This is a genomic window from Flavonifractor sp. An9, assembly GCF_002161245.1.
Lineage (GTDB): Bacteria > Bacillota > Clostridia > Oscillospirales > Oscillospiraceae > Flavonifractor > Flavonifractor avicola.
Genome location: NZ_NFHC01000001.1, coordinates 283,738 through 299,052, shown reverse-complemented (window position 1 = coordinate 299,052; position 15,315 = coordinate 283,738). Strand labels below are relative to the sequence as shown.

The following is a 15,315-nucleotide window of genomic DNA, read 5'->3' as shown; positions in this document are numbered from 1 at the left end:
ATAGCGCAGCGGGCCCATTTTTCTGTTCTGATATTCAAAATTCCTTTTTGGCGTAGATCTCCTGTGCGATGAAGTAGGAGATCAGGTAGCCGCCAATAGCCAGCAATCCCAAGAGGACGGGCAGGGCGGTCAGCAGCCACGCCGGAGGCGTGGGCAGAGTGATCTGGTTCTTGGCCAGTCCCCCAAGCAGCACAGCGCCGCCAAAAATCACTACAAAGGTGATCATGCTGATCACTCTGGCCTTCTCCGCCCCATACTTGAGCAGGAAGGGCAGAATGATGGCGTCCAACACCAGCGTAAGCACGCCGCAGGACAGGGCAATGAGTACCAGGTCATCCAGCGTTGTCTCGGTCAGTCCGGCCAAGGAAAGGCACACCATCAGGCCCGCCGCCACCGCCACACTTACCACGATTACCAACAGGGTGAACACATATTTCCCGGCCACCACCCCCCGCCGTCCGGCGGGGGTGGCCACCGCGTACCGGTCCCAATGGGCGGCATCGTCCAGTGCCACCGAGGACACGGGAATGGTGAGACCGAATACGGCTACCAGAGCCCCCAAGATGGAGAAATCAAACACCCCGGTCACGCAGAAGCCTCCGTACACGACGAGAAAGAGCAGCAGCGTAGAGAGCTGCTTGCGCAAAGCCACAATATCCTTATAGATCAGCCCGGTCATTGGGCATCCCCCTTTCCGGTAAAGACCATGATATCCTCCAGGGTGGCGGGGTCCACCGTCAGGCCCGGATAGTGGCGGGCAAAGGCGTGCCGGTCCTTTACCAGGGCCTCACACCCGAACTGTCCCACCCGGCTGCCCGCCAGCAGGGACCGGTCCACCCGCTCCAGATCGGTGCGGCTGCACACCAGCTTGCCGTAGGAGTCCAGCAGTTCGTCCTTGGCGCCGGACAAAACTACCCGCCCCTTGTGGAGATAGGTTACATAGTCCGCGGCCTTCTCCAAGTCGCTGGTGATATGGCTGGAAATGAGGATAGAATGCTCCTCGTCCTGAATAAAGTTGAGAAACTCATCCAGAATCTCATCCCGCACCACCGGGTCCAGGCCGGAGGTGGCCTCGTCCAGGATCAGCAGCCTGGGTTTGGCTGCAAAGGCAGCCGCAATAGCCAGCTTCATTTTCATGCCCCGGGAAAAGGTCTTGACGGTCTTTTTCTCCGGCAGCTCAAATTTCCGCAGATAGCTCCCGTAGCACGTTCCATCCCAGTTGGGATAGAGTTTGGACAGGGTCTTGCCAACCTGGACCGGGTTGAGGGTATCGTGGAAGAGGGACTCGTCCAGTACCACCCCCACCTGACTCTTTACTGCCCGCTCGTCACGGACAGCGTCCAGCCCAAAGACGGAGATCTCCCCACCATCCCGGTGGATCAGATTCAGAATACATTTGATGGTGGTGGACTTCCCTGCCCCGTTCTCCCCGATCAGACCCATAATGGTGCCGCCGGGCACAGTGAAGGATACGTCGTCCAGCTTAAAGGAGCCGTAATCCTTAGTGAGATGGCATACTTCCAATACGTTATTCATACGATTTCCTCTCCATACAGAAGGCTGAGGGTCTCGGTCAGCTCCGCCAGGGTGACGCCGCCGGTCTTGGCGATGTCCACCGCTTGGGAGAGATGCTCCTCCGCCCGGCGGAGGGTCTCCTCATGGACCAGCTCCAGGTTTCGTGGGGCTACAAAGCACCCCTTCCCCGGCACGGTGGTGATAAAGCCGTCCCGCTCCAGCTCTTCATAGGCTCGTTTGGTGGTGATGACAGAAATACGCAGTTCCTTGGCCAGCAGCCGCATGGAGGGAAGGGCCTCCCCCTCGGCCAGCTCTCCCCGGAGGATGAGGCCCTTCATCTGCCGGGTGATCTGGTCGTAAATGGGCACGCCGCCGGAGTTGCTGATGATGATATCCATGGTGCACCTCGTTGTCATGCTGTATATACTTGACATATACAGTAATAACATATAGATACACAGTTGTCAAGGGGCAGGAAACATTTTCTTGCCATCTGGCTACAGACCCGGTATGATGGTGGCAAAGGATCCATAAAGGAGGAACGTGTCATGTATGCGCCTATCCTGGAGATCAACACCAACAAAGTGACCGAAAACGCCAAAAAGCTCCATGATTTCTGTGCATCCAAGGGGGTGGAGCTGGTCTTTGCCACCAAAGGCTTCTCGGCCCGGCCGGAGGTGATCCGGGCGGCCATGGCAGGGGGCATCACCTCCTTTGCCGACAGCCGGATGAAGAACATCATGGCCGCCAAACAGGCCATCCCCGGTCTCAAGTACCTTCTCATCCGTATCCCCGCTATCCTGGAGGCCGAGGAGGTGGTCCGCTGGGCAGACTGGAGCCTCCAGAGCCAGATCGAGGTGATCCGGGCGGTGTCGGAGGCCGCTCTGCGGCAGGGCAAGATCCACCCCATCATCCTGATGATCGACGTAGGGGACCTGCGGGAGGGGGTGTTCGGCCGGGAGCAGCTGGACGAGATCGTACCCCAGATCCTGGCCTGCCCCGGCGTGAAGCTGGTTGGCCTGGGCACCAACGTGGGATGCTACGGCAGCGTGTTACCCTCGGTGGACAATACAGCTATTCTGGTGGAGCTTCGGGACTACCTCAACAGGACCTACGGCTGCTCCATCTCGGTGCTGTCGGTGGGCGGCACCTGCGCCCTCAAGCTGCTGGAGGATGGCGTTATGCCCGCCGGGATCAACCAGCTGCGGGTGGGCGAAGCGATACTTTTCGGCGAGGACACCACCGGCAATCGATTTTTGGAGGGCTATCACCACGACGCCTTTTTGTTCAAGGCCCAGGTGGTGGAGCTGCGCCGCAAGCCCTCGGTGCCCATCGGCGAGCTGGGCCGGGACGGCAAGGGGGACACCCCGGAGTATCCTGACCGTGGTGTGCGCCTGCGGGCCATCTGCGCCGCCGGCAAGCAGGACGTGGCCTGGGCCGCCCTCACCCCTACCCTGCCGGGGGCGGAGATGATCGGAGCCAGTTCCGATCACCTGATCGTGGACGTGGAGGACTGCGGCGGGCAGGTGCAGGTGGGCGACTGGCTGGAGTTCCGGTGCGGCTATATGGCGGTGCTGGACGCCACCACCTCCGCCTATGTGGATATTGTGGTGAAGTAAATAAAAAAGGTTCCGGATCAACGCTCTACCGCGATGCCTCTTGGTGCGGCATCTCTCCTATGCCGCTATAGACCTGCTCTTAAGCGGCAGTACTCAAATGTGTGTCACTTGGCTTTCCCATGACAAGACCCCCTGATGTAGTCTGTTTCCTACATCAGGGGGTCTTTTGTCTCAGTCTGTTGTTACAGGGCCTGCCTCTTTTGTCCTTTCGGCCCCACTCTTTGGTCATCTCAGGAAATCTCTATCACATATACGGAGGTTTTGGTCCTGGAAACAGTACGATCGATCCCGGTAAGCACGTCAGGCTCACGGGCTCCATAGGTATATGTGACCTGAACCCGTGCCACCCCACTGGCCAGGGCACGCACGGTACAGGTTTGGCTGCTGGTGTTGGTCAGGGAGATAAGGGTATCTCCAGAGAGGATCTCCCAGGAATAGGTTTCATAGGCGGGTAGGAACTCCCGATTATTGAAAGAGAGCGCCTGGCTCTCTCCACGACGCATCTGGACACGTTCCCCCTCCGACGGGTTCTCCCGGCTTACCGGAGCAGCGGCCAAAAGTTCCAGCTCATAGGGTGCGGTGTCAAAGCGGGCGTACACATAGAAGACCGCATCGCCGCTCCGGTCCAAATAGAGGACCCGAACAGTTGCTTCCCGCAGGGTGGAGGCGTTATCGTAGAGCGGGGTGGTCCACGCCCCGCTGTGAAGGACGCCCAGGATGGTGCCCCAGTCGATACCGGTAAGAAATCCCTCATCCAGCGTACCGGGAAGCAGAATACCTTTTCCCTCCCGTTCCAGCTCCCGCTGGGTATACTGGTCGCCGGAGATCATCTGACCCGCCGGAGCGGTAAAATAGACCTTTTCATTGCGGTAGTAGTCCTCTACCCACAGCTCGTCCCGTGTCTCCGAGGAGACGAAAGATACGTTGCCGGTCAGCCGAGCGCCATCCCGAAGTATCATGGCGCGGCCCGAGGTAGTGCGGAGACGGCCGTCGGTGGTCTCATAGCTGCCGTCAGCCAGGCGGTAGAGCCCGGCGGAGGCGGAGGGACCGGAAGGCTGCACCGACACGTTCTGGCTTCCATAGCGCAAGCCGGCGTCAGCAATGGAGATCTGCCGGGGCACATAAATCTTCACCTTGATCCGGGAGGAGGTGACGGTACCCCACACGCACAGGTTGCAAGAAGAATCGTCATCCAGATACTGGATGTTCATCGTGGAGAGCGCATCGGCATTTGACCCGGTATAGTCCAGCCCCCAAGAGAAGAATCGCTCCCTGGAGTAACTGCGGTCATAGCTGTCCACTACCTGGAAGCCTTGCTGGCAGAGCAGCTCTATATAGGCCTGCACCACGTCCATGTCTTCCGGTTCGCCTTTGAAGGAGCGGACCACAAAGCCATTGTTCTCCGAAGGCTCTTCGTACGAGAAGGCGCCGTTGCAGTAGTTGGCAAAATCCTGGATCCAGGCCCCTTCCGGGGCAGAGGCATTCTGACTCAGAGGGCTGGAGATCAGTTCCTTACCGTTACCGGAGCCTGCGGAAGGACGGGTCTGCAGCTGAATATGCTTGCGTTGGGAGGGAACGGCGATACGGGAAACCAAAGCCGCTACCTCGCTTCTGGTAATGGTGGAGTTGGGGGCGAAGGTGCCGTAGGCGTCGTTCCCGGTCAGGATCCCGGCCCGATAGAGGAGATAGATCTCATCCTTGGAGGAGACTACGTCGCTGAGGCTGCCGTCAGCAATGGTATTAATGGCAGGGAAGGCAGAGGCAGGCAGGGCGCGGGAAAACAGCACCGCGCAGGTCTCCCGGGTGGCCTGTGCAGTATAGTCGGAGTAATCCCGGGGCAGGATATCCTGCTCCAGAGCATAGTCCACATAGACCTGATACCAGGGCGAACTCTGACGGAAGGCCTCCGTGCCGGTGTAGTAGATGCTGTGAAGCCGAGCGGCCAGAGCCACCGCTTCTCCCAGTGTCATGGTGCCGCCCGGCAAAAAGGAGGAGGCACCCACGCCTTTCATCAGACCCAGCTCATATGCCGTCTCAACACTGGAGGAAAACCAGTCGGAATCCCTGACGTCAGTGAAAAGGCCGCTCTGATAGGTAGATACAGCGGTAAAATTGGACAGGCCCTGAGCTGCGGAGGCACTCGTCAGGAAAAGTGTGCTGCTGAGGAGAATCGCAAGGCAGACGGAAAGCAATCGCTTGCAGCGGGTTTTCATAGCTGACATCCTTTCTTTTTTTGCATGGACACTGGTGCCGTCCGGCCTAGAGTGACTACAATATAGCACAATTTCCCTAATAAAGCAATCCCAGGGAGTCCCACAGGATTAAGTAAACATAGAAGAAAAAGCCTTCATATAACCCACGCATCACACACCGCCTTATTGCGACCATATTTTTCCAATTTATGGGTTACACTGTCTCTGATACCGGAAGGGCAAATACGCCCCAAAGCAAAGGAGACAGGGACCATGGCAACAAAAGAGAAGCTGAAAACCAAGGCGGCGCGGCTGCGGGAGGAGGCCCGGGAGACGGGAAAGGTGGTATTCCGTGCTCCGGCGCTGGTGCGCTTTGCCGAGTGCGTCATCCGCTTTTTGCTGGGGGCCCTGCTGGCGGGGGCGGAGATCTTCGGGGGCTATGCCCCCTTCGGACTGGGACTGGTGGGAGCCTCCGGCTCGGGGCTGGACGGCTTCTGCGCCCTGCTGGGGGCCTGCTTCGGCTACCTGACCATGGAGGGCTTTGTGGAGGGCCTGCGGTACGCAGCGGCCTGTGTGCTGGTCTTTTCGGTGGCCTTCGCCTTCTTTGACGTAGGGGCCTACCGGAAAAGCTGGTTTATGCCGCTGGCCGCCGCCGCCATCGACGGGGTTACCGGCTTCATCTACCTGTCCGACCAGGGCTGGACGCCGGAAAGTTTGATCTTCTTCGGCACTGAACTGCTGTTGTGTGGGGCGTCGGTATACTTCTACCGCATTGCCTTCACCCCCTGGACCGAAAAGCGTGAGGAAGAGGGACTGACCGCCCGGCAGACCATCAGCCTGCTGCTGCTGTTGGGAACCCTGCTGCTCACCCTGTCCAAGCTGACCCTGCTGGGGGATCTGTCGGTAGGCCGCTTTGCTGCCGCGGTGGCGGTGATGGCGGTGGCCTACAAGGGAGGCGTCAGCATCGGAGCCACCGTCGGCGTGGCGGTTGGTCTGGGTATGGACCTGTCCACCGGCGGGATGCCCTTTTACGCCATGGCCTACGCCCTGTCCGGGGTGATGACCGGTGTGTTCCACCGCCAGGGCAAACTGGCCGCCACCCTGGCCTATGTGCTGTCCAACGCTCTGGCGGTACTGTGGACCTGGAAGGACGGGCTACACATTCCTCTGCTCTACGAGGTGTTTGCCGCCTCGGTGGTCTTTCTCCTGCTGCCGGACAAGCTGCTGCGGCAGGTGGGCGCCCTGGTGGCCCGGGAGCCCAAGCACGGCACTCAGGAGCGAGCCATGGCCTATGTAAAGGGCCGGATGGAGGACACCGCCGCCGCCTTCAAGAGTCTGTACGAATCCATGCGGGGTACCCTCCACACCGGACGCCCCAACGATAACGACACTGCCGCTATCTTTGACCGGGCGGCGGACCGGGTGTGCAAGCGCTGCCCGCTCCAGACCTCCTGCTGGCAGCGGGATTATGTGTCCACCTACAACGCCCTCAACGACGCCCTGCCCGCCATGCTGGAGCGGGGCCGGGGCGAGGGGGGCGACTTCCCCGCTTATTTCTCCAACCGCTGCATGAAGTTTGCCGACTTCCTCACTTCCGTCAACGAGGAGCTGGCAGGACTGCTCTACCGGCGGCAGTACCAGAGCCGTCTGCGGGAGAATCGGGCGGCGGTCTGCCGGCAGTACGGCGAGCTGGCTGAGGTGCTGGGCACGGCGGCGGCGGAGCTGAGCGCCGAGCTGATCCCCGACCCGGTGCGGGAAAAGCGGCTGCGGCAGTATCTCACCGCCCAGGGGGTGGAGTGCGAGCTGGCCGTGTATTACGACGAAGCGGGCCACTTACGGGTAGAGCTGGAGGGGGCCGGTCTCTCTCCCCTGCGGCAGAGCAGCCAGGTGGACAAGCTGGCCAAGCTGATGAACTTCCCCCTCCGGCTGGTGGAGGAGGGCCGCCGGGACAGGCTGGTGCTGGTGCAAAGCGAGCCGCTGATGGCGGTGGCCGGGGTGGCCGCCCGAAAGAAGGACGGGCAGACCGTGTCGGGTGATACGGGGGCCTGGTTTAAACACGACGACGGCGCCCTCTATGTGCTGCTGTGCGACGGCATGGGCTCGGGACGGCTGGCCCAGCGGGAGAGCACCCTGGCGGTGCGGCTGCTGGAGCAGTTCCTCCGGGCGGGCGTGCGGCCGGAAAATGCCCTGCGGACTCTCAGCTCCGCCCTGGCCCTCCGGGGTGAGGATGAAATCGGCTTCACCACCATCGACCTTTTGCGGGTGGATCTTTTCACCGGCGAAGGCGACATCTACAAATACGGCGCGGCCCCCAGCTATGTAAAAAAAGGGACCGCCGTCAGCCGGGTTACCGGCTGCGCCCTCCCCGCCGGGCTGGCGGGGGGCGAGGGAGGCGCCCCCGACGTGACCCACCTAAAGCTGGAGGCGGGAGACTGCGTACTGCTTATCAGCGACGGAGTCACCGGCGGACAGCCAGACCAGTGGGTACGGGACAAGCTGTCCGCCTTTGACGGCCAGAGCCCCCGGGATCTGGCCCAAGAACTCATAGACGAGAGCGAACAGCAGGCCGGCGCGGCGGACGACCGCACCGCCCTGGTACTCCGGCTGAGCAAACGGTAACACCACACAAGAAAGCGCCCCCATCGGAAGGTTCCGATGGGGGCGCTTTTGGTATCTTTTATTCGATGTGAACGTGGTTGTGAATGTGCTCCGAACAGTAGCAGTAGTAGCCGTTGCACTTGGAGCAGTACCGGAACTCCTCGTCGGGGTAGTCGGTGTCGGTCTTGCCGCAGACGGCGCACTTGTGAATATAACCCTTGGTTTGCTGGGCGTGCTTGGTAGCCTGCTTGAAGTTGACGGTCTGGCGGGAGTGGCGGTGGGCCGTCTGCCGCTTTACCCGGCCCAGGCTGGCCATCAGGTCATCCCAGAAGAAGATCAGGTAGTTGAGGATAGCCACGATGGGAGCCACGATGCCCGCCAGTGCAAACATCCCGACCGTGGGGAGCTGCACCAGGTTGTAAATGATGTCGTAGGCAAAGAGAGCGGCGTCCAGCCAGGCCAGCCATTTGACCTTTACCGGAATCACGAAGAAAAGCAGTACCTGCATTTCCCCGTACAGGGTGGCAAAGGAGAAGAACATAGACAGGTTGACATAGTGCATGGTGGCGGTCTCCACGGGCAGAGGGATGAACAGATAGACCAGGAAGCCCGCAATAATGTTAAGCACCACCCCAAGCAGGTAGAACACCGTAAACTTGGTCACGCCCCACTGCCGCTCCAGGATGGAGCCGATCCAGTAGTAGAAATACAGGGAGATGGCCAGGAAAAAGAGATTACTGGTCGTAGGCACAAAGATAAAGGTGAGCAACCGCCAGATCTCGCCTTTGTGGATGATATAGTAGGGCGCAAAGCACAGGGCGGACGACAGGGAAAAGCCCTGACTGAACTGATCCAGCAGCCACACCAGAACATTGCCGATGACCACCACCAGCATCAGGTTGGGGATACCGAACCGGGGATGCTTATAGCAGAACCGGTCCAGCCAGCGTTGTATCACACTCAAAAATCATTACCTCCCGAGGGGCGGCTCCACCGCCCCGCTTCCATGTGTGCCCAGTGTATCAGGGCATGGGAGAAAATTCCCAAACAATTTGTAAACTTTCCATCCGTTATTTCAGGATCTTGCGGATCTTCTCTTTCATCTTGGGGGTGAGCACCTTAGCTGCCGCCCGGTAAGGCAGCGGAGGCGGGGTCAGGTATTTCTGCTCCACCTGCTCAAAGGGCATGGCGGCAAAGGCAGCGAAGAAGGCCCCACGCTTGGCGTTGTGGGTCAGAGGATAGGCCAGCCGGGGATTGCCCGCCACAGCCTCGGCCAGAGGCCGCTCCACCTGGCCCAGCTTGTCCGCCAGAGCGTCAAAGACCTTCTGTCCTTTGGCGCTGTTGACCAGAACCAGAGAAACACCCTTCTCCCGGTCGGTGGGCAGCTTCAGCTTGGGGTCAAGGCCCCAGAAGTCACCCAGAGTCAGGTCCGCCGGACGGCTGACGCTGGTATACCGGCACTTGGCACACACCGGACGCAGGAAGAGCTGCATCCCGAAGCCCCGGCCGAAGGTGGTACGGTGGAGGGGGGTCGTGGTGCTGCCTCCGTCGGCAAAGCGGACCGTCATATGGGAGTGGGACCAGCCGTGGGCCTTGTCCCGGAACCGCAGCCCGGTGACCGGCGCGCCGTGCTCCATCCCCAGCTTTTTCAGATAGGCCTGGAACACCGCCGGAGAGGGTACGCCGTTACACACCAGATCGCAGGTGAGCAGGTTGTCGTAGTCCCGGCCCAGGTAGTGCTTCAGGCCGTCCACCTGACAGGCAAGGCCGGTAAAAAGCACCGGCTTACCCGCCTCCAGCTGCTCTTTCACCTGATGGAAGGTTTCCCCAAGATCGCTCTGAACATACTTGGAGCCCCGCATGGCGGCCACTTCCTCCATGGAGGCGGCACAGGTATGGCGCACCGCCATGTAGCCGTCAAAGGCAGCGCCGTACACCATGCCTCCCTGGTCCAGCACATGGCCGGCCAGCAGAGAGAATACACCGCCGGAGGAGCTGCCCGAGCGCACCTCGTCATTTTTGTTCCACACCCCGTGGGCGCAGTTGGGATCGGGGCCCTTTACCGGCTCAGTCAGGGCGGGACAGGCGTTTTCACACTTGCGGCAGAGGATGCACTTCTCCCCCACCACAGGCCGCAGGAAGCCCTCATGGTCGGGTTTCATCTCAATGGCCCCAACCGGGCAGACAGCGGCACAGGCGGTGCAGCCGGTGCAGTCCTCCGCCTTGCACAGGTTGGGCTTAGCCTGCTCCTGGGCCGTGCCCATTTCCTCCGGCAGGGCGGTGCCCTCCACCGCCGCTTTCAGATAGGCCAGGGAGTCCGCCCGGGCAGCCTCCAGCTTTTCATAAACCTGGTCATAGTCCATCTTGGCGTCGATGGGCACAGTGGTATCCAGACCGATGATGCGGTCGGCGCACCCCAGCCGGGAGAGCAGGCTGTAGATCCGGGAGAAGGTGGGCTCCCGCCGCTCCTTGGGGGACATGGAGGTGAAGAAATCCTTCTTGAACTGGAGGGAGAAGGCCGCCCCGTGGAAGGAGTTGGTCACCACTGCGGCGGCGTGCTGGAACAGGCCCAGGAACTCCCGGGGGCCGGCGTCAAAGACGATCTCCTTGGCCCCATCGATCTTCCGGCGGGCTCCCGCCAGCTGGACGATGGGCCACCCCGTCTGTCTGGACAGCGCCTGGGCATAGGGGGCCGCCTCTCCGGGATCGGAGACAAAGTAACACAGGATGTAAGGCCCCTGGTGTCTGGGGGCCGCGGCCAGCTTGCCCCAGTCCTCGCCGCTGAGCAGCAGGGTGGGGTCCAGCACCACCCGGGCCTCCCGGCCGGCTGCCTGACGCACCAGCACCTGGCCCCGCTTCTCACGGACCGACAGGGCGGAGAAGGGTGCCAGAAAGCGCTTCAGCTCCGCAGCCTTGTCCTCCGGCAGCTGGGGCACGCCCAGGCTGGGGGCATAGGCAATGCGGCGGCCCTCCTGCACAAAATCCAGCAGGAAGGCGGGATCAAACTGCTTGGTCTGGAAAATGTAAGGATTCCAGATCTGATCGCTGCCCGACACATAGACATCGTAGGCCGGGGGCGCGTCCTGAAGTTGTCTGAAATCGGTATACCGCTGGGGAGACAGCTCCATCTCCTCCGCCACAAAGGCCTCAAAGCGCTGGAACCGGCGCTGGAAGGCGGCGTAATGGAGGGCGGTATGGGCGTCTGACGCCATATCCCGCACAGAGGTGCTCTTCTTGAACAGCTGATTGGTGCGGGTGGTATGGGGCAGGCGGTAATCAATGATCTGGCACTCATGCCCCAGGCGCTGAATGGCCTTCATGGTGGCCAGGGCCTGGAGCTGAGCGCCGTAGTGATGAGCAAAATGGAATGTGATGAGACCGGTGCGCATAGGCTCACTCCTCGTTTGCAGGCTATCCGTAATGATTCTATTTAGTATACCACAGGAATGGGCTGTTGTATATCGTCAGAATGGAAATCCGCTGCTTTCATAGACATTCCGCTCCTTCTGTCGGAAATATTGACAGGATTCCCATTTTGTCTATGGCATTGCGGACGTCAAACCGGTATGATATGCTATAGATTATTATGGACAGGCTGTCCCCTGCCCTTTTGGGGGGACGGGCCTTCTTCTTACTACAGGGCGAAAGGAGGGTATACATCAATGAGCATTCCGGCCCGGCTCAAGGCATTTGGCATCTCCAAGGCCCTGGATTATCTGGATCGCGACCCGGATGCCAACCTCCCCAGGCTGATGGAGTGGCTGGACAAATACGCTGGGGAACGGCTCTCTCCTCCCTATCAGGCGTTGTTCCACCAGGTTATGACCGACCCCGACAACAACTGGCACCAGTTGATCCGCAGTATGTATACCGATATTGATAATAGTATCCTGAAAAAGATCTTTGAAAACTTTATCATTCACGGCCACCTGCTGGATTGGCCGGCAAAAAAAGAGTCCGGTCAGCTTGGGCAGTCCGAGGCACCCTGGTCGGTGATCATTGACCCCTCCTTCCCCTGCACCATGGACTGCACCGGCTGCGGCGCCTCCATTTTCGGCGTGCGCCCCTCCATGGAGTTCGACAGTCTGGATGAGGAGTTGGAGGCCCGCAAGGCCAGAGGCTGCCACCTGTTTATTTTCAGCGGCGGCAATCCCCTGGCCCGCCAGGAGGAAATCATTGCTCTGTGCAACAAGCACACCGACTGTGTATTCGCCGTGTTTACACCGCCCGCCTCCATTACCCCCTCCCTGTGCGAGGATCTGCTGCGGGTACGCAACCTCTTCCCTGCCATTCAGGTGGATGTGGACCCGCTGGACGCCGAGCGTGCCTCCGTACTGCTGCGGACGCACAGGCTCCCCTTTGGCGTAGCCTGCCGCTGTACGGCGGAAAATGCGGACCGGGTAGCCACTGAGGAGTACTATGACCGGATCATTGGCAGCGGAGCCAAGTTCTGCTGGTTCTTTACCTGTCCCGCTTACGGCGGGCCCACCTCACCCACCCAGGCGCAGCTGCTGGACCTGCACCAGCGGGTCCAGGCTTTCCGGAAAACCAAGCCCCTGCTTACCCTTGATTTCTGGGACGGGCCCAGCCCCTCAGCGGCCCCCCAAGGAGGTTAATGACATGAGTATTGTAAAAGATCCTTCCCTGGCCCCCTCTGGACGCCGCAAAATCAACTGGGTGCGGGACTTCATGCCCGCTCTGGGCGGCATCGAAGCCCGTTTTGAAAAGGAGAAGCCCTTTGCCGGTCTGCGGGTGGCCGTATCCGTCCATCTGGAGGCCAAAACTGCCAATCTGGGCTATGTGCTGGCCAAGGGCGGCGCTCAGGTACATCTGACCGGCTCCAACCCCCTGTCCACTCAGGACGACGTAGCCGCCGGTCTGGCCGATATGGGCGTAGAGACCTTCGGCATCCACGGCGCTATGGGCGAGGACTATGAGCATCTGCTCATTGAGACCCTGAAGTTCAAGCCTCATCTCATCATCGATGACGGCGGCGATCTGGTGGATCTGCTGGGCGGCAAGTGCGCCGATCTGGGCGAAAACCTCATCGGCGGCTGCGAAGAGACCACCACCGGCATTCTGCGTCTCAAGGCCCGGGAGCGGGAGGGCATCCTGCCCTGCCCCATGATGGCGGTCAACGACGCCAAGGCCAAGCACTACTATGACAACAAGTACGGCACCGGTCAGTCCGTGTGGGACGCCATTATGCACACCTCCAACCTGGTGGTGGCCGGCAAGACCGTGGTGGTGGCCGGCTACGGCTGGTGCGGCAAGGGCGTGGCCATGCGTGCCAGCGGCATGGGCGCCAACGTGATCGTCACCGAGGTGGACCCCTTCAAGGCACTGGACGCCACCATGAACGGTTTCCGTGTCATGCCCATGGACGAGGCCGCCAAGTACGGCGATATCTTTGTCACCGTCACCGGCTGCAAGGACGTCATCACTCCCCGCCACTTTGCCGTTATGAAGCACAACGCCATCCTCACCAACGCCGGTCACTTCGACTGCGAGGTAGACGTGAAGAGCCTGGCCGAAATGGCTGTCAAGCGTGAACTCCGCCGGGATAACATTGAGGGCTTCACCCTGCCCGACGGCCGGGTGCTCAACGTCATCGGCGAGGGCCGCCTGGTCAATCTGGCTGCCGGCAACGGCCACCCCGCCGAGATCATGGATATGTCCTTCTCCGTCCAGGCTCTGGCTCTGGAGTGGCTGCTCAAGCATCAGGATAGCCTGGAGAAGAAGCTCTATCAGGTGCCCGCCGAGATCGATGACGAGATCGGCCGGGTCAAGCTGGCCGCCATGGGTTTTGCCATCGACAAGCTCACTCCGGAGCAGGTGGACTACCTCAACGGCTGGAAGGCCTGAGGAAGCAAGTTCTTCTAACTCTATACAAAGCCCGGTTTTTGTCTATTGAAAAAGTGGGAAAAAGTCGATAAAATACCCACAGTCAATTGAATAGCCTTATCGAGAGTGGTGGAGGGAACGGCCCGATGAAGCCCGGCAACCTGCTTTGCTGCAAGGTGCCAAATCCGGCGAGGAAATCGAAAGATGAGGATGGAAGAGCCCAATGCGCTCCGCCGTCCGGCGGAGCGCGTTTTTGCTCCAGCTTAGAAAGGAAGGTAATTACCAATGGCAAACCGTCTGTTTACCTCGGAGTCCGTTACCGAGGGTCACCCCGACAAAGTGTGCGACCAGATCTCCGACGCTGTCCTGGACGACATCCTGGCCGCCGACCCCACCGCCCATGTGGCCTGTGAGACCTTCACCACCACCGGCATCGTCACCGTAATGGGCGAGATCACCACCAGCCACTACACCGACATTCCCTCCATCGTCCGCCGCACCGTGCAGCGCATCGGTTACACCGATCCCGCCTACGGCTTTGACTATCGCTCCTGCGCGGTCATGACTGCCATTGACGAGCAGTCCCCCGATATCGCCATGGGCGTCAACCAGTCCTTTGAGCACCAGGAGGGCGGCACCGACGAGGCCGACCTTATCGGCGCCGGTGACCAGGGCATGATGTTTGGCTACGCCTGCGACGAGACCCCCGAGCTGATGCCCGCCCCCATCTCCATGGCCCACAAGCTGTCCCGCCAGCTCACCGATGTGCGCAAGGCCGGCAAGCTGAAGTGGCTCCGCCCCGACGGCAAGAGCCAGGTCACCGTGGAGTACGACGACAACGGCAAGGTGCTCTCCTGCCCCGCCATCGTGGTCTCCACCCAGCACGACCCCGATATCGCTCTGAAGGACCTGCGTGAGGCCGTGGTGGAGGAAATCATCAAGCCCATCATCCCCGCTCAGTACATCACCAAGGACACCAAGTTCTACGTCAACCCCACCGGCCGCTTCGTGGTGGGCGGCCCTGTGGGCGACACCGGCCTCACCGGCCGTAAGATCATCGTGGACACCTACGGCGGTTCCGCTGCCCACGGCGGCGGCTGCTTCTCCGGCAAGGACCCCACCAAGGTGGACCGCTCCGCTGCCTACATGGCCCGCTACATCGCCAAGAACCTGGTGGCTGCCGGCCTGTGCCGCAAGTGCCAGATCGAGCTGGCCTACGCCATCGGCGTGGCTCACCCCGTCAGCGTGCTGGTAGACACCTACGGCACCGGCGTCCTCTCCGAGGAGAAGCTGTCCGCTATCGTCAACGAGTGCTTTGATATGCGTCCGGCCAAGATCATCGAGAAGCTGGACCTGCGCCGTCCCATCTACGAGCAGACTGCCGCTTACGGTCACTTCGGCCGTACCGACATCGATCTGCCCTGGGAGCACACCGACATGGTGGAGAAGCTGAAGAGCTATCTGTAAGCTTTCTAAAAAGACCTGCCGTCCGCATTTTGCGGATGGCAGGTCTTTTTATTTTTTGCACTCTGATTTCCAGCACTTGT

11 protein-coding genes and 1 riboswitch are annotated in these 15,315 nt (G+C 60.5%); of the genes, 5 read left to right on the top strand and 6 right to left on the bottom strand.

Annotated features, from left to right (window positions below):
* Positions 1–34: 34 nt before the first annotated feature.
* Genes B5G40_RS01455 through B5G40_RS01445 form a run of 3 tightly spaced genes read right to left on the bottom strand, consistent with a single transcriptional unit; the run spans position 35 to position 1,913 of the window.
* Positions 35–679: an ABC-2 transporter permease gene (locus B5G40_RS01455; protein ID WP_087188271.1), complete on the bottom strand. Its 645-nt coding sequence runs from the start codon at positions 677–679 to the stop codon at positions 35–37.
* A complete protein-coding gene (locus B5G40_RS01450; protein WP_087398520.1) occupies positions 676–1,536 on the bottom strand; it encodes an ABC transporter ATP-binding protein in 861 nt (286 codons plus the stop codon). The genes B5G40_RS01455 and B5G40_RS01450 overlap by 4 nt, the downstream gene beginning before the upstream one ends.
* Positions 1,533–1,913, bottom strand: a complete 381-nt coding sequence (locus B5G40_RS01445; RefSeq protein WP_087398519.1) for a GntR family transcriptional regulator — start codon at positions 1,911–1,913, stop codon at positions 1,533–1,535. Before B5G40_RS01445 ends, B5G40_RS01450 begins: the two co-directional genes overlap by 4 nt.
* A 150-nt stretch (positions 1,914–2,063) precedes the next feature.
* Between B5G40_RS01445 and B5G40_RS01440 the strand changes: the two genes are divergently transcribed.
* On the top strand, positions 2,064–3,134 hold the full coding sequence (locus tag B5G40_RS01440; RefSeq protein WP_087398518.1) for an alanine racemase: 1,071 nt from the start codon (positions 2,064–2,066) through the stop codon (positions 3,132–3,134).
* 230 nt (positions 3,135–3,364) lie between these two features.
* Here the strand turns inward: B5G40_RS01440 and B5G40_RS01435 are convergent, their stop codons facing one another.
* Positions 3,365–5,347, bottom strand: coding sequence for an S-layer homology domain-containing protein (locus B5G40_RS01435; RefSeq protein ID WP_158099464.1), 1,983 nt, complete (start codon positions 5,345–5,347; stop codon positions 3,365–3,367).
* 252 nt (positions 5,348–5,599) lie between these two features.
* On the opposite strand from B5G40_RS01435, the gene B5G40_RS01430 reads away from it, so the two are divergent.
* Complete coding sequence (locus tag B5G40_RS01430) at positions 5,600–7,945, top strand: SpoIIE family protein phosphatase (RefSeq protein WP_087327954.1); 2,346 nt, start codon at positions 5,600–5,602, stop codon at positions 7,943–7,945.
* A gap of 58 nt (positions 7,946–8,003) precedes the next feature.
* Here the strand turns inward: B5G40_RS01430 and B5G40_RS01425 are convergent, their stop codons facing one another.
* Both B5G40_RS01425 and B5G40_RS01420 read right to left on the bottom strand, forming a co-directional pair.
* Complete coding sequence (locus tag B5G40_RS01425) at positions 8,004–8,882, bottom strand: rhomboid family intramembrane serine protease (RefSeq protein WP_242958717.1); 879 nt, start codon at positions 8,880–8,882, stop codon at positions 8,004–8,006.
* A 112-nt stretch (positions 8,883–8,994) separates the two neighbouring features.
* Positions 8,995–11,313 carry a polysaccharide pyruvyl transferase family protein gene (locus tag B5G40_RS01420; RefSeq protein ID WP_087398516.1) on the bottom strand — a complete coding sequence of 773 codons (2,319 nt, stop codon included), beginning with the start codon at positions 11,311–11,313 and terminating at the stop codon, positions 8,995–8,997.
* A 273-nt stretch (positions 11,314–11,586) separates the two neighbouring features.
* Between B5G40_RS01420 and B5G40_RS01415 the strand changes: the two genes are divergently transcribed.
* From B5G40_RS01415 to metK, 3 genes are all read left to right on the top strand, one after another.
* Positions 11,587–12,540: a radical SAM protein gene (locus B5G40_RS01415; protein WP_087398515.1), complete on the top strand. Its 954-nt coding sequence runs from the start codon at positions 11,587–11,589 to the stop codon at positions 12,538–12,540.
* Between the two features lie 4 nt (positions 12,541–12,544).
* Positions 12,545–13,789, top strand: a complete 1,245-nt coding sequence (locus B5G40_RS01410) for an adenosylhomocysteinase (protein WP_087327962.1) — start codon at positions 12,545–12,547, stop codon at positions 13,787–13,789.
* A gap of 93 nt (positions 13,790–13,882) precedes the next feature.
* Positions 13,883–13,979, top strand: a riboswitch (SAM riboswitch).
* Positions 13,980–14,053: 74 nt separating this feature from the next.
* On the top strand, positions 14,054–15,235 hold the full coding sequence (gene metK / locus B5G40_RS01405; protein WP_087268823.1) for a methionine adenosyltransferase: 1,182 nt from the start codon (positions 14,054–14,056) through the stop codon (positions 15,233–15,235).
* The last annotated feature ends 80 nt before the right edge of the window (positions 15,236–15,315 follow it).

What these genes read in the sequence shown, in the direction of transcription:
- B5G40_RS01455 (WP_087188271.1), bottom strand. Translation starts at nt 679, where the DNA reads ATGACCGGGCTGATCTATAAGGATATTGTGGCTTTGCGCAAGCAGCTC.
- B5G40_RS01450 (WP_087398520.1), bottom strand. Translation starts at nt 1,536, where the DNA reads ATGAATAACGTATTGGAAGTATGCCATCTCACTAAGGATTACGGCTCC.
- B5G40_RS01445 (WP_087398519.1), bottom strand. Translation starts at nt 1,913, where the DNA reads ATGGATATCATCATCAGCAACTCCGGCGGCGTGCCCATTTACGACCAG.
- B5G40_RS01440 (WP_087398518.1), top strand. Translation starts at nt 2,064, where the DNA reads ATGTATGCGCCTATCCTGGAGATCAACACCAACAAAGTGACCGAAAAC.
- B5G40_RS01435 (WP_158099464.1), bottom strand. Translation starts at nt 5,347, where the DNA reads ATGAAAACCCGCTGCAAGCGATTGCTTTCCGTCTGCCTTGCGATTCTC.
- B5G40_RS01430 (WP_087327954.1), top strand. Translation starts at nt 5,600, where the DNA reads ATGGCAACAAAAGAGAAGCTGAAAACCAAGGCGGCGCGGCTGCGGGAG.
- B5G40_RS01420 (WP_087398516.1), bottom strand. Translation starts at nt 11,313, where the DNA reads ATGCGCACCGGTCTCATCACATTCCATTTTGCTCATCACTACGGCGCT.
- B5G40_RS01415 (WP_087398515.1), top strand. Translation starts at nt 11,587, where the DNA reads ATGAGCATTCCGGCCCGGCTCAAGGCATTTGGCATCTCCAAGGCCCTG.
- B5G40_RS01410 (WP_087327962.1), top strand. Translation starts at nt 12,545, where the DNA reads ATGAGTATTGTAAAAGATCCTTCCCTGGCCCCCTCTGGACGCCGCAAA.
- metK (WP_087268823.1), top strand. Translation starts at nt 14,054, where the DNA reads ATGGCAAACCGTCTGTTTACCTCGGAGTCCGTTACCGAGGGTCACCCC.